Below are 26,733 nucleotides of genomic sequence, written 5' to 3' on the forward strand. Positions count from 1 at the left end.
GCCCGGCACACAAACGTTATTGTTCATACCTGAAGCGGAATTTTTCTTGCTCGCTTGCCGCTTTCGCCAGTATCCACTGCCGGAAAGCGGCTATTTTACCCAGTTCTGCCTGACTGTCATGACAAACCAGATAAAATGCATTCTTGCTGACCAGTACATCGTTAAATGGGCAAACCAGACGGCCTGCCTCAATTTCGGACTGCGCCATAACGTTGTTTGCCAACGCCACGCCCTGCCCGTGAATGGCAGCCTGTAGCACCATCGCGCTGTGGCTAAAAATGGGCCCCTGCTGCACGTTTATATGATTAAGACCTAACTGGCGGGTATAAGTTTGCCAGTCGCGACGCGACGCATCGTGCAAAAGCGTATGTTGCGCCAGATCGGCGGGCGTTTTGAGCGCTTTATCCCCCGTCAGCAGCAGCGGTGAACAGACCGGCAACAGATATTCTGCGTATAATTTTTCCACACGCAAGCCCGGCCAGTTACCGCGACCGTAAAAAATCGCCACGTCCACATCATCTGCAAGCTTGTCTTCCTGACGGTCCACCGCCTGGATTCGGACATCGATTCCCGGATAAGTTGAGTTAAAGCTTGAGAGTCGCGGCACCAGCCACTGAATGGCAAAACTGGGCAATAAACTCACAGTCAGAGCGCCTTTTGCGCTCCGGGCCTGAAGCTTGCGAGTGGCTTCCGTCAGCTGGGAAAAAATCTCTTTAATATCCTGAAAATAGCTCTGCCCCTCTTCGGTCAACAGCAACGAACGGTTGCGTCGACGGAACAGCTTAAGCCCCAGAAAATCCTCCAGAGATTTGATTTGATGACTTACTGCGGCCTGTGTCACAAAAAGCTCATCGGCTGCGCGGGTGAAGCTGAGGTGGCGTGCTGCTGCATCAAAAACACGTAATGCATTTAGGGGTGGCAATCGCTTGGACATGGTTATCTGGCTTAGATGTTAACGAGATTTAACATATAGGAAACAACGTTTAACCTATTAGTTTTTTTTATCTGAGCCATTATAATTTGTCCGTTGAGGAACTACCAGCAAATACCTATAGTGGCGGCACTTCCTGAGCCGGAACGAAAAGCTTTTTTTGGAATGCGTGTTCTGAAGGGCTTTTGGCTTACGGTTGTGATGTTGTGTTGTTGTGTTTGCAATTGGTCTGCGATTCAGACCACGGTAGCAACGCTACCAATTTTTCACTTCCTGTACATTTACCCTGTCTGTCCATAGTGATTAATGTAGCACCGCCAACTTGCGGTGCTTTTTTTTCGCTTATCTAACTGTTAATGCTCGATTTCCTTCATCTCTTTCACGTCACTGCGGTTGATCTGCTGTTTGTTCCCGTTAGCATCTTTGTAAGAAATCATCCCGGTATCATTATCGGTTGTCGGTTTCCCTTCAGAGACGATAGATCGACCATCGTTGGTATGCATTACGTAGTTATTACCAGAACAGGCGCTCAGGGCAAAGGTCAACGCACAGGCAGAAATGATTGCAGCTGTCTTTTTCATGATTATCTCCTTTAGCAATTAATGCTATTCAAACCTCGATTTATAACAGGCTAAAACATCCGCCTAACACTATTTAGCATAACCTGCTTTTTCAGACTCGCCAGGATAAGCAGACAAATCTGATAGATATCAACTTCCTTGCCCTGCCGATGAATTTGCGCGACGATCGTAGAATCGATATGAGGAATTCCATGAACGCTTTCAGTCCTGCGCAGTTTCGCGCACAGTTTCCCGCGCTGGCCGATGCCGGCATTTATCTTGATAGCGCTGCCACGGCCCTTAAACCGCAGGCGGTGATTGAGGCAACCCGCCAGTTTTACAGCCTGAGCGCCGGGAACGTGCACCGCAGCCAGTATGCCGACGCGCAGCGCTTAACGGCGCAATACGAAGCCGCACGGGATCAGGTCGCGCGCCTGATCAATGCTGACAGCGGTAAGAACATCGTCTGGACGCGGGGCACCACCGAGGCCATTAACATGGTTGCGCAATGTTACGCGCGTCCGCTGTTGCAGGCCGGGGATGAGATCATCGTCAGCGAGGCGGAACACCACGCCAACCTGGTGCCCTGGCTGATGGTGGCCGAACAAACCGGGGCACAGGTTGTAAAGCTCCCGTTGGGTGCGGACTTCCTGCCTGACGTGGCGCGTCTGCCTGAGCTGATTACGCCGCGCAGCCGTATTCTGGCGCTGGGGCAGATGTCCAACGTCACCGGCGGCTGTCCGGATCTGGCTCGCGCCATTGAGATTGCCCATGCCAGCGGCGTGGTGGTGATGGTCGACGGTGCGCAGGGTGTGGTGCATTTTCCGGCTGATGTGCAGGCGCTGGATATCGACTTCTATGCCTTCTCAGGGCACAAATTGTACGGGCCAACCGGTATCGGCGCGCTGTACGGCAAACCTGAACTGCTGGCCCGGATGACGCCGTGGCTCGGCGGCGGCAAGATGATTACCGAAGTCACCTTCGACGGTTTTAAAACGCAGGATGTGCCCTACCGCCTGGAAGCCGGTACACCGAACGTGGCCGGGGTTATTGGCCTGAGCGCGGCGCTCGAATGGCTGGCAGAAACGGACGTGGTTCAGGCTGAAAGCTGGAGCCGGGGTCTGGCGACGCTGGCGGAAGAAGAACTGAAAAAACGTCCGGGTTTTCGCTCGTTCCGCGTGCAGGACTCCAGCCTGCTCGCCTTTGATTTCGCGGGCGTGCACCATAGCGACATGGTAACGCTACTTGCCGGATACGGCATTGCCCTGCGTGCCGGACAGCACTGCGCCCAGCCGCTGCTGGCGGCTATTGGCGTGAGCGGTACCCTGCGCGCCTCGTTTGCACCGTACAATACAAAAAGTGACGTCGATGCGCTGGTTTCCGCCGTCGACCGCGCCCTGGAATTACTGGTGGATTAATGACAAGTTCAGCTTTAGCCGGACACCCGTTCGGCACCGTTATTACTGAAGAGACGTTAAAACAGACCTTTGTCCCGCTCACGCAGTGGGAAGATAAATATCGTCAGCTGATCCTGCTGGGCAAACAGTTGCCTGCACTGTCAGACGAGCTGAAATTACAGGCGAAGGAGATCGCAGGCTGCGAGAACCGCGTCTGGCTTGGGTTTAGCGTATCCGGTGAGAAACTGCATTTCTTCGGCGACAGCGAGGGACGCATTGTTCGCGGTCTGCTGGCGGTGCTGTTGACCGCAATCGAAGGGAAAAGCGCCGCAGAGCTGCTGGCACATTCTCCGCTGGCGCTGTTTGATGAGCTGGGACTTCGCGCACAGCTTAGCGCCTCGCGCGGTCAGGGACTGATTGCGCTAAACGACGCGGTGCTGGATGCCGCCCGTCAGGCTCAGGCCTGACGTTCCGCCTTCGCCATCATCTTCTTCAGGGCGTGAGAGACCGCCACAAAGCCGAAGGAGGCGGTCACCATGGTGGCCGCTCCAAACCCAGAGGCACAATCCATCCGCTTTGGCCCTTCCGCCGTGCTTTTCATCGCACAAACTGAACCATCCGCCTGCGGGTAGACCAGCGCTTCGGTGGAGAACACGCAGTCGACGCCCAGCTTGCCCTTGCTGTTCTTCACCACATTGAAGTCGCTCTTCAGGCGTTCACGCAGCTTGGCAGCCAGCGGATCCTGAATGGTTTTCGCCAGATCCGCCACCTGGATCTGCGTCGGATCGATTTGCCCGCCCGCGCCGCCGGTCGTGACCAGCGGCACCTTGTAACGACGACAGTAAGCGATCAGCGCCGCTTTTGGCCGCACGCTGTCGATGGCGTCAATCACATAGCTGTAGCCTTTGCTCATGTACTCCGCGACGTTATCTGCCGTCACAAAGTCGTCGATCACCGTCACCCGGCACTCCGGGTTGATGAGACGAATACGCTCCGCCATCACCTCGGACTTCGCCAGACCGACGTTATCACGCAGGGCGTGGATCTGACGGTTAGTGTTAGTCACGCAGACATCATCCATATCAATCAACGTAATTGCGCCAATGCCGGTTCTCGCCAGCGCTTCTGCCGCCCACGAACCCACGCCACCAATGCCCACCACGCAGACATGCGCATCCGCGAACAGTTGCAGGGCTTTTTCACCATATAACCGTGCCGTGCCGCCGAAACGCTGGCGCCAGGCATCGCTGATTACCACAGACATAAAACCTCAGATGTAAAAAGGGTGAGGTATTCCTCACCCTGAACCGTAATCCGTCTTGCGCTCAGAATACCACAATCAGCCGCTGAATACGTTTCCGGTACCCGGCGCTGTCTTCAGCACCCACACGCGTCCGTAGTGGTTATACCAGCCTGCACGATGGCCGGCATCCGGGCCGATGCCCTGATAAATGTCGAAGTGCTGGCCTTTAATCGCCCCACCCACGTCCAGCGCCACCATCAGGCGTAATTCATACTTGCCGTTGAATTTGCCGTTGTTGTCGAGGAGTGGAACTTCCGCCAGCAGAGTGGTACCCGCCGGAATAATCGAACGATCCGATGCCACAGAAGCGCGGCCAATCAGCGGGACGGCGCTCGCCCCTTTCACCGGCGCAAAGTTCTGCGGTTTGAAGAAAACAAACGATGGGTTCTGCTCAAGCAGCTCACGCACTTCCGCTTCGCTGTGCTTTTCGCCCCATTCGCGGATAGCCTGCATCGACATATCTTCTCGTTTCACTTCGCCACGGTCGATCAGCACCTTACCGATGCTGCGATAGGCATGGCCATTTTTACCGGCATAGCTAAAGAAGTTCAGCGGCGAGCCGTCGCCAAAATCAATATAGCCGCTGCCCTGCACGTCCATAATGAAGTTGTCCATCAGCGAGTTGCTGTAGGCCAGAACATAATTTTCGCTCAGCGCGCCGGCGTAGATCTCGGCGCGGGACGGCAGACGACCGCGTTTCGGCGGCATACGGTAAATGGGATACTGGAACTCGCCCTGGCGCGTGTGTCGCGCCTGGACAACCGGGGTGTAGTAACCGGTAAACTGGACGTTACCGTAGTTATCCGCCCCCTCCATCTGCCAGGCATCGATACCAAACTGGCGCATATTGCGGGTATCACCGCCTGCACGCAGCCAGTCCTGCACGGCACTATAAACGTTGTTCTGTGCGCCATACAGGCGCGGCGACGCTTTGCGGATCTGGTACACCTGCTCGGAGAAATCCCCGGCATTGATTGGAGCACCCACGGCATCGGGCTGGTTAACTAAAGAGAAAGGCTGGGATAATTTCCCGTCTTTATACTGTTGACCGCGATCGGTCGGTTTGGAAGAGCAGGCCGCAAGAATCGCCACCATTGCGCCTGTCATCAGATACTTCGCCCAACGTCCTTTCATTATATCTCGTCTTTTAGTTGCCCAATTCCGCGAGATGAAGATAACAAACCCACCGTGTTAATGAAATGCAATCGCCTTCCCTTTGGCAAATTCTGCACAAAAAATAGTCCAAAGTGGCTTTTGCCGTTCATTTTGCATACAAAATAATGAATTATGTGAAAAAGGGGTTGCATCACAAACCTATCCGAGTATAGTGCGCTTCCACGGACGCGGGGTGGAGCAGCCTGGTAGCTCGTCGGGCTCATAACCCGAAGGTCGTCGGTTCAAATCCGGCCCCCGCAACCAATTAAAATTTGATGAAGTATCTTCTACGACTGTAGAAGTTTTTGCGAAGTAGTTCGAATCACAGCAAGGCGACGACGCAGTGAATCCTTAGGAGCTTACTCCAGTAAGTGACTGAGGTGAACGAGGAAAGTCAACGCAGATGTGGTTTGAAATACGAAGCAAAAAGACGGACGCGGGGTGGAGCAGCCTGGTAGCTCGTCGGGCTCATAACCCGAAGGTCGTCGGTTCAAATCCGGCCCCCGCAACCAATCAAATTTGAAGAAGTAAGTTTCTACAAGTGTAGAAAGACGGACGCGGGGTGGAGCAGCCTGGTAGCTCGTCGGGCTCATAACCCGAAGGTCGTCGGTTCAAATCCGGCCCCCGCAACCAACACTTCTTAAAACAATAAACACCCTGAAGGGTGTTTTTTTGTATCTGGCGTTTGTGAAAATGCCGGGCATGATACCCGGCTTAATGCCCTACCCCCGCCGCGCCAGCGTTTCCCCGTCTGAGAAGTAGGCCCGGATCCCCGCCAGAATCGACTCCGCCACTTCCTGCTGGAATTTAGCCGTCTTGAGCTTACGTTCCTCTTCCACGTTACTGATAAACGCGGTTTCGACCAGAATGGAAGGAATATCCGGCGCTTTCAGTACCGCAAATCCGGCCTGCTCGACGCTGTTTTTGTGCAGCTTGTTGACCCGGCCCAGTTTGCCCAGCACCGCTTTACCAAACTTCAGGCTGTCGGTAATAGTCAGCGACTGCACCATATCAAACATCGTATGGTCGACGTAACGGTCGCCACTTTTGCTCACACCACCGATTAAATCCGAGGCGTTCTGCGTGTCCGCCAGGTATCTCGCCGCGGTGCTGGTCGCCCCTTTTGTTGACAGGGCAAACACTGAGGATCCGCTCGGCTGGCGGCTGGTGAAGGCATCCGCATGAATAGAGACAAACAGATCCGCGCGCTGCTTTTGCGCTTTTGCCACGCGGACCTTCAGCGGAATAAAGACATCTTCGTTGCGCGTCATATAGGCGCGCATATTGCCCTCTTTGTCGATCAACGCCTTCAGACGACGGGCAATTTGCAGCACCACATCTTTTTCGCGGGTGCGATATTTCCCGACGGCGCCGGAATCTTCTCCGCCGTGGCCAGGATCGAGCATGATCACAATCGGGCGATCGCGCCCCGCCTTGCCAGGCTTTGGACCACTTTGCGCTGGCGGAACCTGGCTGTCGAGATCGCCTTTGTTGTAATCCTCAAGTAATGCCAGGAGCGGATCCTGAATATCCGTCGCATTCGCCGGATAGAGATCCATCACCAGACGCTCCTTAAAGGCGGCAACAGGCGCAAGGGCAAAGAGCTGCGGTTTCACGTTCTGCTTCAGCTCAAACACCATGCGCACGGTTTGCGGATCGAACTGCCCGACGCGCGCCGATTTGATAAACGGATCGTCGCCACGGATTTGTGCTGCCATGCCTTTAAGCACGGAGTTGAGGTTCACACCTTCGAGATCAACCACCACACGTTCAGGATTGCTGAGGGCAAATTGCTTGTATTTCAGCACGCGATTGGACTCGACCGTCACGCGCGTATAGGTCGACGACGGCCAGACGCGCACCGCGACTACCTGGCTTGTGGCGGCAAGACCCACCTGGCTGACGCTAAGCAACCACATCGCCCCGGCCCCTTTTAACAGGCGGCGGCGGCTTATTGCTGAATTGGATCCCGACATGCTTCTCCCGAGCAAGAAATCTGATTGATGAACAAAACGCCCAAATTGACCGAAAACTTTAACGAATGACGCATAAACTGTCATCTATAAAAGGGTAAACAATCATACGTTAACGCACGGATTACTTATTATTTTCTGTGGGTCGCAGAAAATTTAGGCTTGCACACGCGGCCAAGATCGAATAAAAATACATAAATTACGAATAAACATTCACTAAGGGTTGTGTCATGGTTAAGGAACGCAGAACCGAACTGGTCCAGGGATTCCGCCATTCTGTTCCCTATATCAACACCCATCGGGGAAAAACGTTTGTCATCATGCTTGGCGGCGAAGCCATTGAGCATGAAAACTTTTCCAGCATCGTCAATGATATCGGCCTGCTGCACAGCCTCGGCATCCGTCTGGTGGTGGTGTATGGCGCACGTCCGCAAATCGAAGCCAACCTGGCCGCCCATCACCATGAGCCGATCTACCACAAACACACGCGCGTGACGGATGCGAAAACCCTCGAACTGGTCAAACAGGCGGCGGGTCTGTTGCAGCTCGATATCACCGCCCGCCTGTCGATGAGCCTGAATAATACGCCGTTGCAGGGCGCGCACATTAACGTGGTGAGCGGCAACTTTATCATCGCTCAGCCGCTCGGCGTGGACGATGGCGTGGATTACTGCCACAGCGGTCGCATCCGCCGTATTGATGAAGACGCCATTCACCGCCAGTTAGACAATGGCGCGATCGTCCTGATGGGGCCCGTTGCCGTCTCCGTAACGGGTGAAAGTTTTAATCTGACCTCAGAAGAGATTGCCACCCAGCTGGCCATCAAGCTGAAAGCGGAAAAAATGATCGGCTTTTGCTCCTCGCAGGGTGTCGTGAACGATGAGGGCGTAATTGTGCCAGAACTTTTTCCGAATGAAGCCCAGGCGCGCGTGGAAGCGCTGGAAGCAGAAGGCGATTACTATTCCGGTACCGTGCGTTTTCTGCGCGGCGCCGTTAAAGCGTGCCGCAGCGGGGTGCGCCGCAGCCACCTGATCAGCTATCAGGAAGACGGTGCGCTGTTGCAGGAACTGTTCTCCCGGGACGGGATCGGTACGCAGATCGTCATGGAGAGCGCCGAGCAGATCCGCCGTGCCACCATCAACGATATCGGCGGCATTCTGGAGCTGATCCGTCCGCTGGAGCAACAGGGCATTCTGGTTCGCCGCTCCCGGGAGCAGCTGGAGATGGAGATCGACAAGTTCACCATCATTCAGCGCGATAACCTGACCATTGCCTGTGCGGCGCTTTATCCGTTCCCGGAAGAGCAGATTGGCGAAATGGCGTGCGTTGCCGTGCACCCGGATTACCGTAGCTCCTCGCGGGGGGAACTGCTGCTTGAACGCGTGGCGGCACAGGCGCGCCAGATGGGTCTGAGCAAGCTGTTCGTGCTCACCACGCGCAGCATTCACTGGTTCCAGGAGCGCGGCTTCACGCCGGTGGATATTGATTCCCTGCCGGAAAGTAAGAAAGAGATGTACAACTACCAGCGCCGCTCGAAGGTGTTAATGGCGGACCTGGGATAACAGTCACCCTCTCCTGTTGGAGAGGGCGTTCACTCAGACAGATTCAAATATCGCGCTTAATCCGCTTCTGCGCTCGGTACGGGTGGCAATAGCCTGGCTCAACACGCGCTCATCCGCATACAGCGACAGGCGCTGGCGCGCACGGGTAATGGCTGTGTAGACCAGTTCGCGGGTCACTACCGGCGACAGCTGTGTCGGCAGGATCAGCGCCGCATGGTTGAACTCGGAGCCCTGAGATTTATGTACCGTCATCGCCCATGCCGTTTCATGCTCTGGCAGGCGGCTGGGCTGGACGGACTTCACGCTACCGTCCGGTAGCTGGAACCAGACGCGCAGACCGTTACCACGATCGAGCGCAATGCCGATATCCCCGTTGAACAGCCCCAGCGCACTGTCGTTGCGGGAGATCATCACTGGCCGGCCTTCATACCATCGCGAATGCAGCTGACGGTTAATTTTGCGTTTCTGCACCAGCAACTGCTCCAGCCTGTCGTTCAGGCCCGTGACGCCAAACGGCCCTTCCCGCAATGCGCACAGAAGCTGGTATTCGCCAAATGCGGCGATGACCTGTCCGGGCTCACTGCGCTGCTGCACGCAGCTCAGAAAATGCTGGTATCCCTGGAGAGCCTCCTCAAGCATAGCCTGATACTCTTCCCCGCTTTGCAGCGATTTCTTTTCAATGTCAGTGAAGGTACCGTCAAACACCGTGCGCGTGGCGTGCCTGTCGCCACGGTTGACCGCCGCAGCCAGCTGGCCGATGCCGGAGTCGCTACCGAAACGGTAGCTTTTTTGCAGCAGGCAGAGGCTGTCACGCAGTGCGCCCGCGATCGGCGTGTGATCGGGTTCAAGCGAGCAACCGGTCAGACGGGCGAGCTCCTGCGCCCGCGCGGCGGTATAACCGTAACTGGCGTAGGTACAGATATCTCCCAGCACCGCCCCGGCTTCTACAGAGGCGAGCTGGTCGCGATCGCCCAGGAAAACCACCCGCGCATGGGGTGGCAGAGCATCAATCAGGCGCGACATCATGGTCAGGTCGATCATGGAGGCTTCATCCACCACCAGCACGTCCAGATGCAGCGGATTACCCGCATGGTAGCGCAGCCGCTGGCAACCCGGCTGCGCGCCGAGCAGACGGTGCAGAGTACTTGCTTCACCCGGGAAAAGCGCAAGCTGCTCCTGAGTGAGCGGCAGCTGTTGCATCGCGCCGCCCAGTGATTCGGTCAGACGCGCCGCAGCCTTCCCGGTGGGCGCCGCCAGACGAATACGGCATCGCTGCTCTCCTGAAAGCTGTATCAGGGCTGCCAGCAGCTTTGCGACGGTCGTTGTTTTCCCCGTTCCCGGGCCGCCGGATATCACCGAGATCCGCCGCGTCAGGGCGACGGCCGCCGCCACTTTCTGCCAGTCTGTGTCCTCACCGGAGTCAAACAGCCTGTCCAGCGTCTGGCGAAGCTGTGCTTCGTCGCAGGGAAGCGGCGCATTGGTCTCACTAAAGAAACGCGCTACCGTCAGTTCATTTCGCCACAGGCGGTTCAGGTATAAGCGCTCCCCCGTCAGGATCAGCGGTGCCTGGTTGTCTCCCGGCCCAACGGCTGACGATTCCCGCAAGATTTTCTGCCAGTCCACCTTATCTCCCAGCAGCGCAAAGCAGGACTGGAGGACAGGCGGCATTTTCTCGTCAACCACCAGACGCGAGAGCGGCAGACACACATGCCCCTCTCCGGCATCTATACTCAACAGGGCAGCGGCAAGCATCACGGCGGGCTGGTCAGCGGCAATCATCATGGCAAACTGCACGTCCAGCTGACGCAGCACGCGTTGCTCTACCGCATCCAGCAATAAGTCCTGCATCGTCATGCCATCTCCTCCGTGTTTGCTGCAAACAGGTTATCCATTTTATTAATCAATTCCGCATCCGGACGAGTGCTGAAGATCCCGGAGCGCGGATCGGCAGCATCAACCCCGCGCAGGAACAGGTAGATGACACCGCCAAAATGATCGTCGTAGCGATAATCCGCAATACGGTGGCGCAAATAGCGGTGCAGCGCCAGGGTATAGAGCTGATATTGCAGATCGTAGCGATGCATTTGCATGGCGGCCGCCATCGCCTGCTGGGTATAGGCTTCGCTGTTCTCGCCCAGCCAGTTTGATTTGTAATCCAGCAGGTAGTACCGTCCTTCGTGACGGAAGACCAGGTCGATAAACCCTTTCAGCATGCCCTGCACCTGACGGAAGTTCAGCGGCGGGCAACCGGCTGACAGCGGATCGTACTGACGGATAAGCGCATCGAGCGCGTCGGCCTTAAGCGGGCCTGCGACGGGCAGATAAAACTCCATCTCAACCTGCTTATTTTTGGCCGTTAACTGGCGAAGAGAGAAGCCCTGCGCCGTCAGCGGCGCCTGCAAAATGGCGTTGATCCAGTCAGTGAGAACGGGCTGCCAGTGCGCGTCATAGCCTCCGCTCTGCAACATCTTCAGCACCCACTCCTCACTGACAGGCTGGGTGAAATCAAGCTCTTCAAAAAGGCTGTGCAAAAAGGTGCCCGGCGACGCGCCGCGTGGGAACTGATGCGGAGTTAACGTCGGTTCAACCGGAACATCGCCTACCCCTGCGGCATCCACGTCCAGCTTCGGCATGAGATCCTGCGCAATACTTTGCCCGTGCTGTTGCAGGCCAGAATAGCTGGTGACGCGCCAGTCGTCGGCAAGCACCCGTGTGATCTGGCGCGCGTTAAGATCGGTCACGGGCTCTTGCGCCATTTCCCAGCGGCTGTTGTCTGGCAGAGAAGGGATATGCAGGGCGATATCGTCTCCGCAAAGCGACTCGATACAGAGGCGCAACCCCGCCGCATCTTTCGGCTCACCACGCTGAATAAGCCGCCCTAAGGCGCTTAAATGGAAATCGCTCTCCCCTGTTTTCTCCCCGCGACGGCGGAAAACCGGCGCGACGCCCAGGCTGCAATGCCAGACAGAACGGGTCAGCGCCACGTAAAGCAGGCGCAAATCCTCCGCCAGACGCTCCGCTTCCGCCAGCTCAACGCTGGTTTCCGCCTTGCTGAGATCGAGCACCGCATCGAAAGTCTCGCGGTCATGATAATAGGCCTGATCCTGAACGCGGTAGTTGGCGATAAAGGGCAGCCAGACCAGCGGATACTCGAGACCTTTCGATTTGTGAATGGTGACGATTTGCACCAGATGCTTATCGCTCTCAAGACGCATCTGCTGGCTTGAGGCGTTACTGTTTGGATCCGCGATTTGCTGCGCCAGCCAGCGCACGAGGGCATGTTCACTTTCAAGCTGGGTGCCGGCTTCCTGCAACAGTTCGCTGATGTGTAAAATATCGGTAAGACGCCTTTCACCGCCGGATGACGCCAGCATATTTTCGGCAATCTGACGCCGCGTCATCAATTCGCGCAGCATCGCCATGACGCCGCGTTTTTGCCAGCGTTCACGGTAATGGACAAACTCTTCAACCACCGCATCCCATGCGTTTTCGTCATGGTTGAGCTCATCAATATCGCGCGCGTTCAACCCCAGCATAGAGCTGGCCAGCGCGCTTCGAAGCGTATTTTCGCGCTCCGGCGCCAGTACCGCCTGAAGCAGCCAGAGCATTTCCTGGGCTTCCAGCGTGTCGAACACGCTGTCACGGTTAGAGAGATACACTGACGGAATATCCAGCAATGTTAGCGCATCGCGGATTAACGCCGCTTCCTGACGACTGCGCACCAGCACGGTAATATCAGAGGCTTTAACAGGATTTGCCTGTTCCCCCTTCCACAGCAGCGCCTCGCCGCGGTTGCCTGCGCTCAGCCAGTCACGGATTTGCGCGGCGCAGTGCTGGGCCATCGCCGCCTGATAATCAGCAACGCCATAGCCTTCCCCTTCAAGCAGCCAGAAGGTCATGGCGGGCTGCTCCGCGCCACTGACTTCGAAGCGCAGGGATGCGTTTTTTGGGGCGGATTTCACCGGCAGAAAAGGGATTTCCTTGAACATGAACGCCGTCTCCATACGGCTGAACAGCGCATTGACGCTCTCAACCATCCCCGGAGCGGAACGCCAGTTGGTGTCTAACGTGTAATGCGCGACAACTTCACTACGGGCTTTCATATAGGTGAAGATATCTGCCCCACGGAAGGCGTAAATCGCCTGTTTAGGGTCGCCAATCAACAACAGGGCAGTGTCGGGCTGCTGTCGCCAGATGCGGCGAAAAATGCGGTACTGCTGGGGGTCGGTGTCCTGAAATTCGTCAATCATCGCCACCGGAAAACGGGTACGGATCGCGCTGGCGAGCGCTTCACCATTCTCGCTGGACAGGGCTTCGTCCAGGCGGCTCAGCATGTCATCAAACCCCAGCTCGCCCCGGCGACGTTTTTCGCGCGCGACGGCCTGGCGGATCTCCGTCATGGCGCGGGTGATCATCAGGTCATTGAGCGTTAATGGCTCCGCAAGCAGCGCTTCAATCGCCACAAACAGGGGATGCTCAGGCACAATACCGTCGGCTTTGGTTCGCTCGGTCAAAAAGCGTTGCGAAAATTTTTCCAGTGCGTCCGGAAGCTGGTAACCCCGCGTCTCCTCCTGGGCCCAGGCGCTGATCTTTTCGATCCACTTCCCCTGGTTCCCACGGTTGAACTTGCGTCTGTCGATGCCTGAGTTTTCGATGATTGCATCAATTTCACCGACCGACTCATTCCACTTCTGCTTAAGCGCGGCAATTTTGGCGACGATCTTTTCATGGCGCGAGGCCAGCGTTTCATCGGCAGGCGGAGGAGATTTAATGACCGGCGCCTCGCCTTGCAGGTAACGGTCGATGGCGCGAAGAAGCTCTTCCGGACCTTTCCACAGGGCGTGAACCGCTTCGGCAATGTCGCGCTGCAACGGATAACAGTGTCGACGCCAGAAATCCGCACAGGCCTGATAGCGAAGCTCGGATTCATCTTCAATAAGCTGCTGCTCAAAGAGCATGCCGGATTCAAACGCATTCAGGCTCAGCATGCGCTGACAAAAACCGTGAATGGTGAAGACGGACGCTTCATCCATTTGCCGTTCGGCCAGCAGCAGCCATTGCGCAGCCTGTTGCTTATCCGCAATCTCGTCCAGCAGGCTCGCGTAGAGGGGGTTATCCGTCGTCTGACGCAGACAGGCGATGCGCAGCTCATGAATGTTGCTGCGAATACGGCCACGCAGCTCGGCAGTGGCCGCTTCGGTGAAGGTTACCACCAGCAGCTCTTCCACGCTTAACGGGCGCGAAAAAGCGGCGTTGCCGCCGAGCCCCAACAGCAGACGCAGATAGAGCGCGGCGATGGTATAGGTTTTTCCCGTTCCCGCTGAGGCTTCAATCAGTCGCTCACCCTGTAGAGGTAAACTTAGGGGATCAAGCGGCTCAGCGGTATGGGTCATTCTTTCTTACTCCAGGGCATTGTTTGTTGCAGCGCGCTGACGCTCTTCCAGACGGTCCACTCTTTTGATTTTACGTAGTCCGTTTTCCCGTTCTGGCTGCCAGAAACCTGAGACAGGATGGCCATACCCTGCGGTTTTACTACCGCCTGATGGAAGAAATCGGCAACCTTTTGTGGCGTCAGCTGTTTTATTTCGGCCACTATTTTATCACGCGAATCAAATTTCATATTACCGCGATCAAAATCTTTGCTCAGCTGCGAGGCCTCTTCACCCAGCGTCTGCGGCGGTTGCATCACCTGGGCGATAACCGCCTGCTGGATTTGGGCAAACTCTTCCGGCTTCATGGCGCGCAGTTTTGCTTCCGCCTGCGGGAAGAACGCCTGATAACGCTGCCACAGGTAAGCGGGTTGCTTGTCACTGCTTTGCAGAAGGAAGCCCAGCCCCCACTGACGGCCCACATTCATGGAGAAAGCGAACACCGCATAGCCCAACTGCTCTTCGGTCCGCAGCTGGTTGTAAAACCACGGCTGAATAATTTGACCAAGCACCGCACTCTGGGCAGAGCTGGTAAATTCGTCATAACCGACAGGGACAAACACCGCGGCCAGCGCGGAATCCGTGCTGCTTCCCGCTTTTTCGAAGATCACGTTCTGCTTTTTCTCTACCAGCACATCCTGGTTACGGCACCACTCATCGCCTTTTGAACCCAGTTGCGCACGGACGTTTTGCGCCAGTGTTTTAGCCTGATCTTCGCTCATATTCCCTACAACCAGGAACTCCGGACGGGTATTAGTTTTCAGCGCATCACGGTAAGCCAGCACCTCTTTTAAGGTGACTGAGGGCAATATCGCGCGGCGATCTTCGCGCTGGAAGTACGGAATTTGCGACAGCATCTGTGCTGGCATAATCGCCTGATCGTAGGCTTTACCCTTCTCGGCAGAATCCATCATCTGGGCATACCAGGACTTAGCCTGCTCGAGCTGTTCTTCCGTAGGCGTATAGCTGAAATAACCGTCCAGCAGCGCCTGGAACAGCTGCGGCAAACGCTGGGTATAGCCGTTGGCATTCACCATCAGGCCGTTATTGGCGTTGGTGGAGAAACTGATACCACCAACGGCAGCCTGGTTGCTGAGCTGATCGAGGGCAATACCGGCCAGATAATCATTAAGCGCAAACAGCACCTGGTTTCTGGCGCTGTCCATTGCTTTGGGGTTACGCAGCACCACGCTGACATCCGCTTTTGGCTCGTCGGCGAAATAGCGGCTTGGGGTATAGACCACGCGCAGCGTCGGCTCATCAACAATCAGCTCCGGGTGCGGATACGCCTTTGCGGGTTTGATCAGCGAGAAATCGTCCGGAATGTAGGGGTTAAGCTCCGGTAACTTCAGCGCAATTTCCCCCGCCTTTTTCTGCCAGCCCGCGAAGGTCTGTTCGCTGATTTTTTCAACCTGATACGGGGCATCAACGAAGTAGGCCATTTTGTTATGCGGTTCGTTCGGGCTGATATACCAGACGCGGGCATTCTGCGGAGTCATCATCGCCAGACGCGCTTTGAGCGCTCCGGCGTCAAACTGGTCGGCAATATTTACCGCATCCAGCGTATGTTCCACCGGCACGCGGATCATGGTATCTGCCAGCCACTCAACGTAGTCCATATCACGCGTGATAGAGGGATAGCGGAAATCGAGATCCAGCACGTGCGCCAGCTCGTCAAAGTAGCGTTTATCGACGCCTTTGTCGCGCAGCAGAGAGAGGTAACTGAAAATGGCCGCAACGACGTCGTCCCGGTGAGCCAGCCCTTTATCGGTCAGCGTCGCGGAGATGGCCAGCACGCCGCTATTCCCATTTACAACGGGATCGGAGTCAGCGCGAATACCTTCCACCAGCCCCTGCTTTTGCAGCCAGTCGGAGAGCGTACCCGGGCTGCGATTGCCGATAAGATACGTCACCAGCTCGTCGGTTTTGCTGCGGAACTGCGCAGTGTTGTTATCAATACGGAATTCAACGCGTAACACCTTGCGCGGCAAGGCCGGCACATAGTGAATAACAATGCCTTTTTGCGCGTCCGTGACAACTGGCACGTTAATCTGCGGCAGATCGATATTTTTATTTGGCACCCTGCCGTAGGTCTGCGCGGCCATGTTTGCCAGCGTCGGCAACGGTTTATTGCTGTAGATAACCGCTTTCATCAGATTGGCGGAATAGTATTTTTCACGAAACGCATGCAGCGCATCGAGCACCGGGCTACCTGGCTTGTCGCTCAGCGTTTCAAGGTTGCCGCCTGAGAAGCGCGAACCCGGGTGCGCCGGATTGATGGTTTCAGCACTAACCTGCGCCATGCGCATACCGTCTCGCGTGCGCGCCATCGTCAGTTCGGCGTTCACGGCATTACGTTCACGGTCAGCGTATTTTTTATCCAGCAGCGGTGCGGCGATGGCATCCGCCAGACGGTCCACTGCCCCATCAAGCGCATCATTTTCCACTTCCAGGTAAAACGCGGTGCGATACGGCGCGGTACTGGCGTTGTGGCTGCCGCCATGCATTTTCAGAAATTCGGACAGGCTGTCAGGCTGTGGGTATTTTTTAGATCCCATCAGCGTCATGTGCTCAAGGTAGTGCGCCAGTCCCGGATGGGCGTCAGGATCTTCCAGCGAACCCACCGGCACAACCAGCGCGGAGAGCGATTTCACCGCCTGAGGATCGGAAACCAGCAGTACGGTCATCCCGTTATCAAGACGAATCGCCTGATACTGACGGGTGTCCTTATCGCTCTTACGGATTGTTTCCTTGACAGGTTGCCAACCGGAATCGGCCTGAGTGACGGGAGCCCAAAGGGCGATAAACAAAACAAACGCTTTGAACAAGGTGCTGCCTGGCATTACGACCTCTTTATCACGGCTACATCATTAACAACGTGCGTGCTGGACACGCCAGCATCTCTTTCTTTGGGTACATCAGTCCGTGATAAGAGGTGCATCATAAATGAACACCTCATACTGCGCAATTTTTATACAGCACTCAGGACTGATTAAATTTGTATAACGGTAACAGGTAGCGTTGCGCCTCCTGGGTGATAATGTCGAAATATTCTGGCTCCAGCGTTCGCCATAAACGTTGATACCAGACATCGTCACCTTCGCCACGTACCATCATGTTCCCTTCGTAGGCCTGCAAAAACTTGCTGCGCGCTTTCTGGAGCGAAGCCTCATCCGTTAACATGGCATCATTCTGCGCGTCATAACAGGCTTTTATCCATGCCCCCCCACTTTCAGGCAGCAAAAGCAGGGGTTTGTTCATGCCCTGACGGTAACCTTCAATATAAAGCGACAGGTACGTCAACGCCTGCTCAGGCTCCATCCGCGGGAAGCGCCATTCGCCGTCCTTACGTACAAACAACCGGCTTTCACCTTCGTGACCACTCGCACTGTAGACAAGATGTTCGAGCCAGAGTTGCAGGCCATGTGAAACGCTGAGCATGGATGGGCGCCAACGCAGCAGCCCGTCAGACTGCACGTGCGTGAGCCAGCCGCTAAGGTGCATACCGTTACAATCGAGATCGATTTCAATGCTGCTCGCCGGCTGCCGACACGCGATAACGCGGTCAGCTAGCGCTCGCATCTCCTCGCACTGGGCATCCCAGACGATTTCGCCGAATGCACCATACGGAAGTAATCCCGACGCCCTGTAACGTCGAAACAGTTTACTGGCGTCTTCTTCGTCAACCAGCGCATTCAGAAGCTGGGAATTAAGCTTAAAACGCTCCAGCCCATCAAGAATAAACGGTTCCGCATCGGGGATTTCGCTCTCTTCAGAGCGGAAATTCACCTGCAAGCGTTGCTGGAAAAACGCCCGAACCGGGTGTGCCCAAAAGCGCTGTAGCTGCTCAAACGTGAGGGTGTCTATAGCGCGCGGTTCGAGCGCCTGAATAAAATCGGTTTGCGGCGTCCCCGCTTTCTTCGCGGCGGGAAGCCACTCGCGGGCATAGCTTTGCAGTTCATCAGGAACGTAGTTGACAGGATCGAACGGCATACGGCTATGGTGGCAAGTGATATGCGCTATCACCCGACGTTCGCTTTCGTCGCAGTTGCAGGCTTCATCGCCCGGCAGATAGTGGCTCTGTCCAATGTAGTCCACTAGCTCCTGCACCAGCACAGACGGGAAACGCTCGCTGTTATCCTGAATTGAACGTCCGATATAGCTGATATACAGCCTGCTTTGCGCAGACATCAGCGCCTCAAGGAAGAGATAACGGTCATCATCGCGGCGGCTGCGGTCACCCCGCTTCGGTTGTGCGCTCATAAGATCAAAGCCCAGAGGCGGCAGCGCACGCGGATAAATACCGTCGTTCATGCCAAGCAGACAGACCACTTTGAACGGGATTGAACGCATTGGCATCAGGGTACAAATATTCACCGGCCCCGCAAGGAAGCGCTGGCTGATGCGCTCCTGATCGAGACGTTGCGTCAGCTCATCACGCAGAAGCGAAAGGGGAACCGCCTCGTGATAGTGCGAATTAACCCCTTCATCAACGATGGCCTGCCACTGCTTCTCGATAAGCGCCATGGCGGCTTCAGTTTCGCTGTCCGGCAGGAAGAAATCATTCAGCATTTCGCGGCAAACTGGCAGCCACTCTTCGAGCGGGCGGGGCTGCATCAATGCACGGCGCCAGCGGTTGAGCTGCATAAGCAGCGAGGCTAAGTGACCAACCAGTTCCGCGATCAACCCACTGGATTCATCGTACGGCAGCACGTCATTCCATTCGCCGTGGATGCTCTCCATTGCATACCCCAGCAGCATGCGCGTCAGCCCAAACTGCCAGGTATGCTGGCCGGTTGCTGGCAGTTCGAACTCCTGGACGTTATCATCGTCGATACCCCAGCGGACACCGGATTCGTTGACCCACTGGCGCAGATAGCGCAACCCCTCTTCGTTAATGTTGAAACGTGCGGCCAGAACTGGCACATCCAGCAGTGCCAGCACATCCTCAGAGATAAACCGGCTATCAGGCAGCGAAAGCAGGCTGATAAAGGCCTGTAGCGCCGGGTGTGACTGACGAGCGCGACGGTCAGAGATTGCGTAGGGCAGATAGCGGTCGCCCGTTGCGCTGCCAAATACCGCCTGAATAAACGGGCTGTAGCTGTCGATATCCGCCACCATCACCACGATATCGCGCGGTGTCAGGGTTGGGTCGTCATGCAACATGGCCAGCAGGCGGTCATGAAGAATTTCAACTTCACGCTGTGGGCTGTGACAAACGTGGATCGCGATACTACGATCGTCAGGATCCAGTTTTCGCTTCTTATCGCTTCGCGCAAACTCCTCGGCAGTGATCCCGGCAACGGCACGGTTCTCTAAATCCAGAATATCAAGCTGAATATTGTGCAGCAGGCTATCCGGCGTAATATCGGCAAACGCATCCACATCTCCTTCTCCCGAGGAGGTGATATCTGAAAGCAGATAAATATAGTCACGTCCGAGCTTGCCCCACGAGGCAAGCAGCGGGTTCGGCAGGTTCTGAATCCCCTCTTCATCAAAAAGCTGCGCCGCGTTTTCACTGTCTTTAAACAGCGGCACCGCGCGTTCTTCAAAGAGACGTTTTCTCTGACGGGTGACCAGCCGTGAAAGCCAGCGCGGATCCTGAATATCCCCCCAATAGTGCCGACACGGGTTGGTAAAGAGGATATGGATATCAGTGTGCTTACCGAGCGCTTTTAGCGCGTTCAGGTAGACAGGCGGCAACGCGGAGATACCGCAAATGAACACGCGTGACGGCAAACGGGCTGGCCGTTCTGCGCTGTTCTCAAGTATCGAGATAAAGCGATCGTACAAGTTAGCACGGTGCCACTTAGGCTGACCGAGTTTCCCGGTATGCTCGACCAGCGCTTTCCAGAGCGGCGCCTGCCAGATTTGCGCTTCCGGTAACCCATCGACTAATTCTCCCGCTTCCCAGCGAATCAGCCAGTCTGCACGGTAAACCAGATACTGGTCATAGAGGTCGGCAGTACGTGAGGCCAGCTGGAAAAGTTTACGCTTGTCGGTGTCGTCATTCAGGTAGTGCCGCAGCATGGCAAACTCATCACGCGCCAGCATGTCCGGCAGCAGCGTCATCAGTTTCCAGGCCATGCTTTGTTTGTTGAAGGCGCTCTGCTCAGGGATGTCCGGCAGGACGCGAACAAACATCTCCCAGATAAAGCTCGCGGGCAGCGGAAAATCGATGTTCGCCGCAATGCCAAATTTCTGCGAAAGGGACATTTGCAGCCACTGCGCCATACCGGTGCTCTGCACCAGCACCATTTCTGGCTCAAACGGATCGTCAAGACGCTCTTGCTCAACGATATACTCCATCAGTGCTTCCAGCACATCCAGACGATTTGAGTGGTAAACCCTTAGCATAAACGCTCCCGACTAGCGGCTAACCGGGCAGTGCAGACGCGTTAACGCGCCCTGCCGCCCCATAGGAGAAATAAGTGTGACCGTGATGCTGACACATCCGGACTGTGTTGTCTGCCCCCGACTGACCTGCCAGCCCGGCGGGAGCGTTAATGTTGAGATCTGCGATTGATTCCACGCATGATGCCATAGCTGACGATACTGGCTAAGCGCCGCATACCGGGCTGCCAGCGCGCGATGATATCCGGATAACGCCGTCACAACCACAACCAGCAACATCATTGCCAGCAAAACCTCAACCATGCTAAATCCTTTTTGTCTGCTCAGGGTAACTGACATAGCGTACTTTCCTTAAGGGGGCAGAAATCACTCCAGCCGTGGGCGGAAAAGCGTATCTGCCCTTCCGCGATGTCCCCGCCTTGCCATAGCAACAGATCGTCATTGCCGGCAATAAGCAAAACACGCTCCCCAAACAACCTTACACAGACCCGCAAACGCTGTGTCTGTTTGCACTGAACCTCTGGCTGTAAAGCCCATTCCTGAACGCGCCCCCACTCCAGTGCAGATTGCACGGCAGCCTGCTGGCGAACAGACAAACTCTCGCCACTTACCAGCGTGCTAAAGGTTTGCAACTGCTGATTTAATCCGGTGAGGATCAGCGTGCCGAGCACCAGCAATAGCAGGACCAGCGCCAGCGATGACATGCCCCGCTGACGATTCACAGATTAAACCCCGTTACGGTATGGCGAGCCGAAAAGGGGGCGGTCAGTTCACCTTTACGGCGGGCACGCAGCTCGATACTGATGACCGGCGCAAAGCCAGCACGATCGGTTTTAGTGACCATAAATTGCTCTATCAGGACCCGATCCGGGTCGGTGAGCTTATCCCATCCCTTACCGTCACAGGATGTGGCGCCCCGCAGCGTTTCAAGCGATCCGGACTCAAGCCGGAATCCCGTACTGTCGTTTTCTGACGCGGTGCTATCCCACTGGCCGTTGCTGTTCGCATCCCATTGCACAATCGCACATCGTCCTTGCCTGCCGATGATCATCCCCTGTCCCTGGCAATGCCCTGCACAGTATCCTGCTCTCTGAAACTGTTTACCGACCGCGAACAGACGTTGCCAGACCTCATCCTGCAGCTCCTGCTGCCCGGATTGCAGTAAAACCCCCCGCTGTAGCCCCGGTAAAAAACGTGACGTGCTGAGTAACAGAATGCTGCTTATCGTCATCGCAATCAGCACTTCCAGCAGGGAAAACCCTTTTCGATTTACTGGCATGCACCTTCTCCTGCGGCATTACACAGCCTGATACGTCCGCCATTTGAGACAATAACCCACCACCCACCAGCGCGGCTCTGCACCCGGATATGTCCGGCCCACGCGGTATCTCTTAAACCGTAAAATCCCAGCGCAGGTGTTATGTCGCTTATCGTGACCCCTGGCCACATCGGCTTCATCACGAACGGTCCGCCGCTGTCACAACCGGTCACCGCTGAACTGGCCAGACAGTTCTTTTCACCGTCGTTATACAGCGCGATCCTGTGCTCGCTGTTGTGACGGTTGGCGTCATTGCGCAAAAACACCAGGTAATCCCGCACCTGGCAGGCGGTTTGCCAAAGCCGCTGCCGCTGCTGCCAGCTGTCCCAGCCATAGAGTCCTGTGGCGCTGAGGATCACTGCCAGCGAAACGGCGATAAGGGTTTCGATAAGCGTAAAGCCTTGTTCGTTTTTCATGGCGGGAGTGTGGAGGAATAGCAGAAAGGGTGCGAGCGTCAAACCAGAACTTTACGAGCCGCTTTCAGGAGAATTTCACCCGTTGCAACGCGTTGCATCATCTCTGGAAACAGGCTCGAAAAACAAAACGGGCGTGAAAAAAAACCGGCGCTAAAGAGCACCGGTTGTGTCAGGATTTGCCGTATCAGATGGCGACAGGAGCTTTAATGCCGGGATGCGGGTCGTAACCCTCAATCTCGAAATCATCAAAACGGTAATCGAAGATCGAGTCCGGTTTACGTTTGATCACCAGCTTCGGCAATGCACGCGGTTCGCGCGTCAGCTGGAGATGCGTCTGTTCCATATGATTGCTGTAGAGGTGGGTATCACCGCCCGTCCAGACAAAATCGCCCACTTCAAGATCGCACTGCTGCGCCATCATGTGCACCAACAGCGCGTAGCTGGCGATGTTAAACGGCAGGCCGAGGAACACGTCGCAGGAGCGTTGATAGAGCTGGCAGGAGAGCTTGCCGTCCGCCACGTAAAACTGGAAAAACGCGTGGCAAGGCGCCAGCGCCATTTTATCCAGTTCACCCACGTTCCAGGCAGAGACAATGATACGGCGCGAGTCCGGATCATTTTTCAGCTGGTTTATGACGGTCGTGATCTGGTCGATATGGCGGCCGTCCGGGGTAGGCCACGCGCGCCATTGCTTGCCGTAGACCGGACCCAGGTCGCCGTTCTCATCTGCCCACTCGTCCCAGATGGAGACATTGTTTTCATGTAGATAAGCAACGTTGGTATCGCCTTGCAGGAACCAGAGCAGTTCATGAATGATCGAGCGCAGATGGCAGCGCTTCGTTGTCACCAGAGGAAAGCCTTCTTGCAGATTGAAGCGCATCTGGTGGCCAAAAATGGAGAGCGTACCGGTGCCGGTGCGGTCGTTTTTCGGCGTGCCCTCGTCGAGCACTTTTTTCATCAATTCAAGATACTGTTTCATGATTCCTCAGGAAAGTTGTTGCTGTGGACGACGACGATACGCCCAAATCATCATAATGGCACCCGCGACAATCATCGGGATGGAGAGGATCTGCCCCATGCTGATGTACTGTACCCATTCACCGGTAAACTGCGCATCCGGCTGGCGGAAGAACTCGACGATGATACGAAACGCGCCGTAGCCAATCAGGAACAGACCGGAGACAGCCCCCATTGGACGCGGTTTGCGGATATAAAGATTCAGGATGATGAACAGCACCACGCCTTCCAGCGCCAGCTCATAGAGCTGTGACATATGGCGCGGCAGGACGCCGTAGGTATCGAAAATGGACTGCCACTCAGGATGCGAAGGCAGCAGCGCGATATCCTCTGCGCGGGAGCCCGGGAACAGCATGGTAAACGGCACGCTCGGATCGACACGCCCCCACAGCTCACCGTTGATGAAATTGCCCAGACGCCCTGCGCCCAGCCCAAACGGGATTAACGGCGCAATAAAATCAGCCACCTGGAAGAAGTTGCGTTTGGTGCGTCTGGCGAAGATCACCATCACGAGGATCACACCAATCAGTCCGCCGTGGAAGGACATACCGCCGTCCCAGACGCGGAACAGATAGAGCGGGTCGTTCAGGAATACCGGGAAATTATAGAACAGGACATAACCGATGCGACCTCCCAGGAATACGCCGAGGAAGCCGGCATAAAGCAGGTTTTCCACTTCGTTCTTCGTCCATCCACTGCCCGGACGACTGGCGCGACGGCCAGCAAGCCACATGGCAAAAACGAAGCCCACCAGGTACATCAGACCGTACCAGTGCAGCGCTACAGGTCCTATTGAGAAAATAACCGGATCGAATTCCGGAAAATGCAGATAACCACTGTTCATCTGTCACCACAAGATGTTGTTATTCCGCTGAAAGTGGACAGCGGGTGAATTGCATTCCCGCCGTTGGCAGGTGCTCCAAAGTTGCGAATCATAGCATAAGGCAGGCGCGGAGGATGCGCCTGAGATGTAAAAGATGTGTATAGGGTTTTACGCGCGCTGTTCTCCCTCACCCCATCCCTCTCCCTCAAGGGAGAGGGGTCGTCCGAGCAGTCATTATTTTGTGGGGATCAGCGGCCGCCGCGGATCAAACCGCCCATGCCGCGTCGCTCCATAAACGCAGCCACCTGATGGCGCACTTCGGCTGCCAGCTGTGCTTCCAGGCTACGCGCGGCCAGTTCGCGCGCCTCATCTTGTTCGATGTGACGTAACAGGTATTTCACACGCGCAACGGAACGTCCGTTCATTGACAGGTGACGGAAACCGAGACCAATCAGGATCGCCACGCACATCGGATCGCCGGCCATTTCACCGCACAGGCGCAGGTCGATATTATGCTGCTCGGCTTCGCGGGCGATCATCGCCAGGGCACGAAGCATCGCCGGGTGCAGGCTATCGTAGATGCTGGCAACACGCGTATTGTTGCGATCGACTGCCAGAATGTATTGCGTTAAGTCGTTGGTACCAACGGAGATAAAATCAACGCGGGTCGCCAGCTGCGGCAACATAAAGACCATCGAAGGCACTTCAAGCATCACGCCGATACGGGGTTTAGGGATCGCATAGCCGATCATCTCTTCCACTTCGCGCCCTGCACGTTCTATCAACCGCCGCGCTTCGTCGATCTCGTCAATACTGGTGACCATCGGCAGCAAAATGCTGAGATTCCCCGTGGCCGCGTTGGCACGCAGCATGGCACGAACCTGGATAAGGAAGATTTCCGGCTGATCGAGGGTTATGCGGATCCCACGCCAGCCGAGGCAGGGATTCTCTTCACTGATGGGCATATAGGGCAGTTGCTTATCCGCGCCGACGTCCAGGGTGCGCAACGTGACGGGTTTGTCATTAAACATCTGCAACATGCCCTGATACTGCGCCACCTGCTCCTCTTCTGACGGGAAGCCGCTTTGCAGCATAAACGGTATTTCAGTGCGGTAGAGGCCGATGCCATCGATGCGGCTGCCGAGCTTCTCTTCATGCTCGGGGCTTAAGCCAGCGTTGAGCATCACCTTCACCCGCTCACCGCTCTTGAGCTGCGCGGGCAGGTTGACGTCATCTTCCGCCAGCTTGCTTAATTCATTCTCTTCGCTGATAAGACGCTGGTACTCCTGAAGGAGAACCGGTTCAGGATCCACCAGCAACTCACCACGATATCCGTCCACCACCAGCGTACGGCGATGCAGTACGGAGGGCTGAATATCCGCCCCCATCACGGTCGGAATACCGAGCGCGCGCACCATAATGGCGGCATGGGAGTTAGCAGCGCCATCGCGCACCACCACGCCCGCCAGCCTGTCCTGCGGTAATTCAGCCAGCGTCGTCGCTGAGAGTTCATCGGCCACCAGCACAAACCGGTTCGGCCAGGCGTTCGCCCCCTGAATAGTATCATCGAGGTGGAACAGCAGACGTTGCCCAAGCGCGCGTAAATCGCCGGCGCGCTCTTTCAGATAACCGTCAGTCAGCACCGCAAACTGCTCAGCAAATTTTTCAATGACCTTTTTAACCGCCCATTCTGCCACCGAACCTTTATCGACCTCGGCAAATAACTCACGACGCAAACGCGCATCGGAAAGCAGGTGTGAGTAGAGATCGAAAATAGCCGCCGTCTCTTTTTGCGCGCCAGCGGCAAAGCGTTTGCTGTAGCGACGAAACTCATTCGCCGCCTCTTCCAGCGCAGCGGTAAGCCGTTCGCGCTCAAGCGCTTCATCCAGCGTCGAGGCTTCGTAGACCTGCTCCATCAGCGGGAGCGTGGCATCCATCCAGCCTTCGGCAATCGCGACGCCCGGCGAGGCCGGAAGCGCGCGGATGCGGGTATGACGATACTGCCCAAAAAGGGCTGCCAGCTGAGACTGGGAGAGGATAGCAGCCATCTGCGTTGCCAGCGTGACGAGGAAAGACTCCTCGCTTTCGTCGTACTGCCGCAACTCTCGTTGCTGGACAACAAGCACGCCAAGCAGTTGGCGGCGCTGAATAATAGGCACGCCAAGGAAAGCGCGGAACCGCTCCTCTTTGACGGAAGGGATATATTTGAAGCTGGGGTGTTTTTGCGCATCGGCAAGGTTGATTGGCTCCGCCAGTCGCCCGACCAGGCCAACAATACCTTCATCAAACGCGAGCGTGACGGTGCGTCCCCGTGGTTTTTTTAAACCGCGGGTTGCCATCAGGTAGTAGCAACGTCGGTCATGATCGGCCAGGTAGACCGAACAGACCTCGGTTTCCATCGCAAGACAGATGTCCGTCACCAGAATATTCAGCGCCTCGTTGAGGCGAGGCGCACTGGCAACCTTTTCAACTATTTCTCGCAAGCGGGTGAGCAT

At 56.0% G+C, this 26,733-nt stretch carries 19 protein-coding genes and 3 tRNA genes; 6 read left to right on the forward strand and 16 right to left on the reverse strand.

Annotation, left to right across the window (positions count from 1 at the left end):
- Positions 1 to 16: 16 nt before the first annotated feature.
- Entirely contained in the window at positions 17 to 934 is a 918-nt protein-coding gene (gene gcvA / locus SK53_RS12565) for a glycine cleavage system transcriptional regulator GcvA (protein ID WP_003862758.1), read from the reverse strand.
- A gap of 350 nt (positions 935 to 1,284) precedes the next feature.
- Complete coding sequence (locus tag SK53_RS12570) at positions 1,285 to 1,512, reverse strand: YgdI/YgdR family lipoprotein (RefSeq protein WP_015571738.1); 228 nt, start codon at positions 1,510 to 1,512, stop codon at positions 1,285 to 1,287.
- Between the two features lie 191 nt (positions 1,513 to 1,703).
- Between SK53_RS12570 and csdA the strand changes: the two genes are divergently transcribed.
- On the forward strand, positions 1,704 to 2,909 hold the full coding sequence (gene csdA / locus SK53_RS12575) for a cysteine desulfurase CsdA (protein WP_048209538.1): 1,206 nt from the start codon (positions 1,704 to 1,706) through the stop codon (positions 2,907 to 2,909).
- The gene (gene csdE, locus SK53_RS12580) at positions 2,909 to 3,355 is read left to right on the forward strand and encodes a cysteine desulfurase sulfur acceptor subunit CsdE (protein ID WP_003862762.1); all 447 of its coding nucleotides are present in this window, start codon (positions 2,909 to 2,911) and stop codon (positions 3,353 to 3,355) included. The genes csdA and csdE overlap by 1 nt, the downstream gene beginning before the upstream one ends.
- Here the strand turns inward: csdE and tcdA are convergent.
- Positions 3,346 to 4,152: a tRNA cyclic N6-threonylcarbamoyladenosine(37) synthase TcdA gene (gene tcdA / locus SK53_RS12585; protein WP_006811804.1), complete on the reverse strand. Its 807-nt coding sequence runs from the start codon at positions 4,150 to 4,152 to the stop codon at positions 3,346 to 3,348. The genes csdE and tcdA overlap by 10 nt on opposite strands.
- Before the next feature lie 75 nt (positions 4,153 to 4,227).
- Positions 4,228 to 5,325 carry a murein transglycosylase A gene (mltA, locus tag SK53_RS12590; protein ID WP_003862765.1) on the reverse strand — a complete coding sequence of 366 codons (1,098 nt, stop codon included), beginning with the start codon at positions 5,323 to 5,325 and terminating at the stop codon, positions 4,228 to 4,230.
- Between the two features lie 208 nt (positions 5,326 to 5,533).
- On the opposite strand from mltA, the gene SK53_RS12595 reads away from it, so the two are divergent.
- The 3 genes from SK53_RS12595 (at position 5,534) to SK53_RS12605 (ending at position 5,979) form a co-directional block, all read left to right on the forward strand.
- Positions 5,534 to 5,610, forward strand: a tRNA-Met gene (locus SK53_RS12595).
- A 171-nt stretch (positions 5,611 to 5,781) separates the two neighbouring features.
- Positions 5,782 to 5,858: transfer RNA gene (locus SK53_RS12600), tRNA-Met, on the forward strand.
- 44 nt (positions 5,859 to 5,902) lie between these two features.
- Positions 5,903 to 5,979: transfer RNA gene (locus tag SK53_RS12605), tRNA-Met, on the forward strand.
- Positions 5,980 to 6,068: 89 nt separating this feature from the next.
- On the opposite strand, the gene amiC is transcribed toward SK53_RS12605, so the two are convergent.
- Complete coding sequence (gene amiC, locus SK53_RS12610; RefSeq protein WP_003862766.1) at positions 6,069 to 7,322, reverse strand: N-acetylmuramoyl-L-alanine amidase AmiC; 1,254 nt, start codon at positions 7,320 to 7,322, stop codon at positions 6,069 to 6,071.
- Between the two features lie 227 nt (positions 7,323 to 7,549).
- Between amiC and argA the strand changes: the two genes are divergently transcribed.
- The gene (argA, locus tag SK53_RS12615) at positions 7,550 to 8,881 is read left to right on the forward strand and encodes an amino-acid N-acetyltransferase (protein WP_003862767.1); all 1,332 of its coding nucleotides are present in this window, start codon (positions 7,550 to 7,552) and stop codon (positions 8,879 to 8,881) included.
- Between the two features lie 33 nt (positions 8,882 to 8,914).
- Here argA and recD read toward each other — a convergent pair whose 3' ends face one another.
- The 11 genes from recD to ptsP all read right to left on the reverse strand — a co-directional run bounded on the left by recD (position 8,915) and on the right by ptsP (position 26,733).
- Positions 8,915 to 10,735: an exodeoxyribonuclease V subunit alpha gene (recD, locus tag SK53_RS12620; protein ID WP_048209540.1), complete on the reverse strand. Its 1,821-nt coding sequence runs from the start codon at positions 10,733 to 10,735 to the stop codon at positions 8,915 to 8,917.
- Positions 10,732 to 14,274, reverse strand: coding sequence for an exodeoxyribonuclease V subunit beta (gene recB, locus SK53_RS12625; RefSeq protein ID WP_048209541.1), 3,543 nt, complete (start codon positions 14,272 to 14,274; stop codon positions 10,732 to 10,734). Before recB ends, recD begins: the two co-directional genes overlap by 4 nt.
- Positions 14,271 to 17,153 (reverse strand): pitrilysin, encoded by a 2,883-nt coding sequence (gene ptrA / locus SK53_RS12630; RefSeq protein WP_048209543.1) that lies wholly within the window; start codon positions 17,151 to 17,153, stop codon positions 14,271 to 14,273. The genes recB and ptrA overlap by 4 nt, the downstream gene beginning before the upstream one ends.
- Before the next feature lie 139 nt (positions 17,154 to 17,292).
- Entirely contained in the window at positions 17,293 to 20,667 is a 3,375-nt protein-coding gene (gene recC / locus SK53_RS12635; RefSeq protein ID WP_048209548.1) for an exodeoxyribonuclease V subunit gamma, read from the reverse strand.
- A 12-nt stretch (positions 20,668 to 20,679) separates the two neighbouring features.
- Positions 20,680 to 21,003 carry a prepilin-type N-terminal cleavage/methylation domain-containing protein gene (locus tag SK53_RS12640; RefSeq protein ID WP_003862776.1) on the reverse strand — a complete coding sequence of 108 codons (324 nt, stop codon included), beginning with the start codon at positions 21,001 to 21,003 and terminating at the stop codon, positions 20,680 to 20,682.
- Positions 20,988 to 21,386 carry a DUF2509 family protein gene (locus SK53_RS12645; RefSeq protein WP_003862778.1) on the reverse strand — a complete coding sequence of 133 codons (399 nt, stop codon included), beginning with the start codon at positions 21,384 to 21,386 and terminating at the stop codon, positions 20,988 to 20,990. The genes SK53_RS12640 and SK53_RS12645 overlap by 16 nt, the downstream gene beginning before the upstream one ends.
- On the reverse strand, positions 21,383 to 21,943 hold the full coding sequence (locus tag SK53_RS12650) for a prepilin peptidase-dependent protein (protein WP_045342377.1): 561 nt from the start codon (positions 21,941 to 21,943) through the stop codon (positions 21,383 to 21,385). Before SK53_RS12650 ends, SK53_RS12645 begins: the two co-directional genes overlap by 4 nt.
- Positions 21,934 to 22,398, reverse strand: coding sequence for a prepilin peptidase-dependent protein (locus SK53_RS12655; RefSeq protein ID WP_003862783.1), 465 nt, complete (start codon positions 22,396 to 22,398; stop codon positions 21,934 to 21,936). Before SK53_RS12655 ends, SK53_RS12650 begins: the two co-directional genes overlap by 10 nt.
- A gap of 184 nt (positions 22,399 to 22,582) precedes the next feature.
- A complete protein-coding gene (gene thyA / locus SK53_RS12660; protein WP_003862785.1) occupies positions 22,583 to 23,377 on the reverse strand; it encodes a thymidylate synthase in 795 nt (264 codons plus the stop codon).
- A gap of 6 nt (positions 23,378 to 23,383) precedes the next feature.
- Entirely contained in the window at positions 23,384 to 24,259 is an 876-nt protein-coding gene (gene lgt / locus SK53_RS12665; protein WP_003862787.1) for a prolipoprotein diacylglyceryl transferase, read from the reverse strand.
- Positions 24,260 to 24,486: 227 nt separating this feature from the next.
- Positions 24,487 to 26,733 carry a phosphoenolpyruvate--protein phosphotransferase gene (gene ptsP, locus SK53_RS12670; protein WP_003862789.1) on the reverse strand — a complete coding sequence of 749 codons (2,247 nt, stop codon included), beginning with the start codon at positions 26,731 to 26,733 and terminating at the stop codon, positions 24,487 to 24,489.

The sequence above is a fragment of the Enterobacter sp. MGH119 genome (assembly GCF_001037675.1).
In the GTDB taxonomy this organism is placed as follows: domain Bacteria; phylum Pseudomonadota; class Gammaproteobacteria; order Enterobacterales; family Enterobacteriaceae; genus Enterobacter; species Enterobacter hormaechei_C.

Excerpts from the sequence above, each read along its gene's own strand:
- lgt (WP_003862787.1), bottom strand. The coding sequence starts at position 24,259 with ATGAACAGTGGTTATCTGCATTTTCCGGAATTCGATCCGGTTATTTTC.
- ptrA (WP_048209543.1), bottom strand. The coding sequence starts at position 17,153 with ATGCCAGGCAGCACCTTGTTCAAAGCGTTTGTTTTGTTTATCGCCCTT.
- ptsP (WP_003862789.1), bottom strand. The coding sequence starts at position 26,733 with ATGCTCACCCGCTTGCGAGAAATAGTTGAAAAGGTTGCCAGTGCGCCT.
- csdA (WP_048209538.1), top strand. The coding sequence starts at position 1,704 with ATGAACGCTTTCAGTCCTGCGCAGTTTCGCGCACAGTTTCCCGCGCTG.
- SK53_RS12570 (WP_015571738.1), bottom strand. The coding sequence starts at position 1,512 with ATGAAAAAGACAGCTGCAATCATTTCTGCCTGTGCGTTGACCTTTGCC.
- gcvA (WP_003862758.1), bottom strand. The coding sequence starts at position 934 with ATGTCCAAGCGATTGCCACCCCTAAATGCATTACGTGTTTTTGATGCA.
- amiC (WP_003862766.1), bottom strand. The coding sequence starts at position 7,322 with ATGTCGGGATCCAATTCAGCAATAAGCCGCCGCCGCCTGTTAAAAGGG.
- recB (WP_048209541.1), bottom strand. The coding sequence starts at position 14,274 with ATGACCCATACCGCTGAGCCGCTTGATCCCCTAAGTTTACCTCTACAG.
- csdE (WP_003862762.1), top strand. The coding sequence starts at position 2,909 with ATGACAAGTTCAGCTTTAGCCGGACACCCGTTCGGCACCGTTATTACT.
- tcdA (WP_006811804.1), bottom strand. The coding sequence starts at position 4,152 with ATGTCTGTGGTAATCAGCGATGCCTGGCGCCAGCGTTTCGGCGGCACG.
- SK53_RS12650 (WP_045342377.1), bottom strand. The coding sequence starts at position 21,943 with ATGCCAGTAAATCGAAAAGGGTTTTCCCTGCTGGAAGTGCTGATTGCG.
- recD (WP_048209540.1), bottom strand. The coding sequence starts at position 10,735 with ATGACGATGCAGGACTTATTGCTGGATGCGGTAGAGCAACGCGTGCTG.
- SK53_RS12655 (WP_003862783.1), bottom strand. The coding sequence starts at position 22,398 with ATGAAAAACGAACAAGGCTTTACGCTTATCGAAACCCTTATCGCCGTT.
- SK53_RS12640 (WP_003862776.1), bottom strand. The coding sequence starts at position 21,003 with ATGTCAGTTACCCTGAGCAGACAAAAAGGATTTAGCATGGTTGAGGTT.
- argA (WP_003862767.1), top strand. The coding sequence starts at position 7,550 with ATGGTTAAGGAACGCAGAACCGAACTGGTCCAGGGATTCCGCCATTCT.
- mltA (WP_003862765.1), bottom strand. The coding sequence starts at position 5,325 with ATGAAAGGACGTTGGGCGAAGTATCTGATGACAGGCGCAATGGTGGCG.
- recC (WP_048209548.1), bottom strand. The coding sequence starts at position 20,667 with ATGCTAAGGGTTTACCACTCAAATCGTCTGGATGTGCTGGAAGCACTG.
- thyA (WP_003862785.1), bottom strand. The coding sequence starts at position 23,377 with ATGAAACAGTATCTTGAATTGATGAAAAAAGTGCTCGACGAGGGCACG.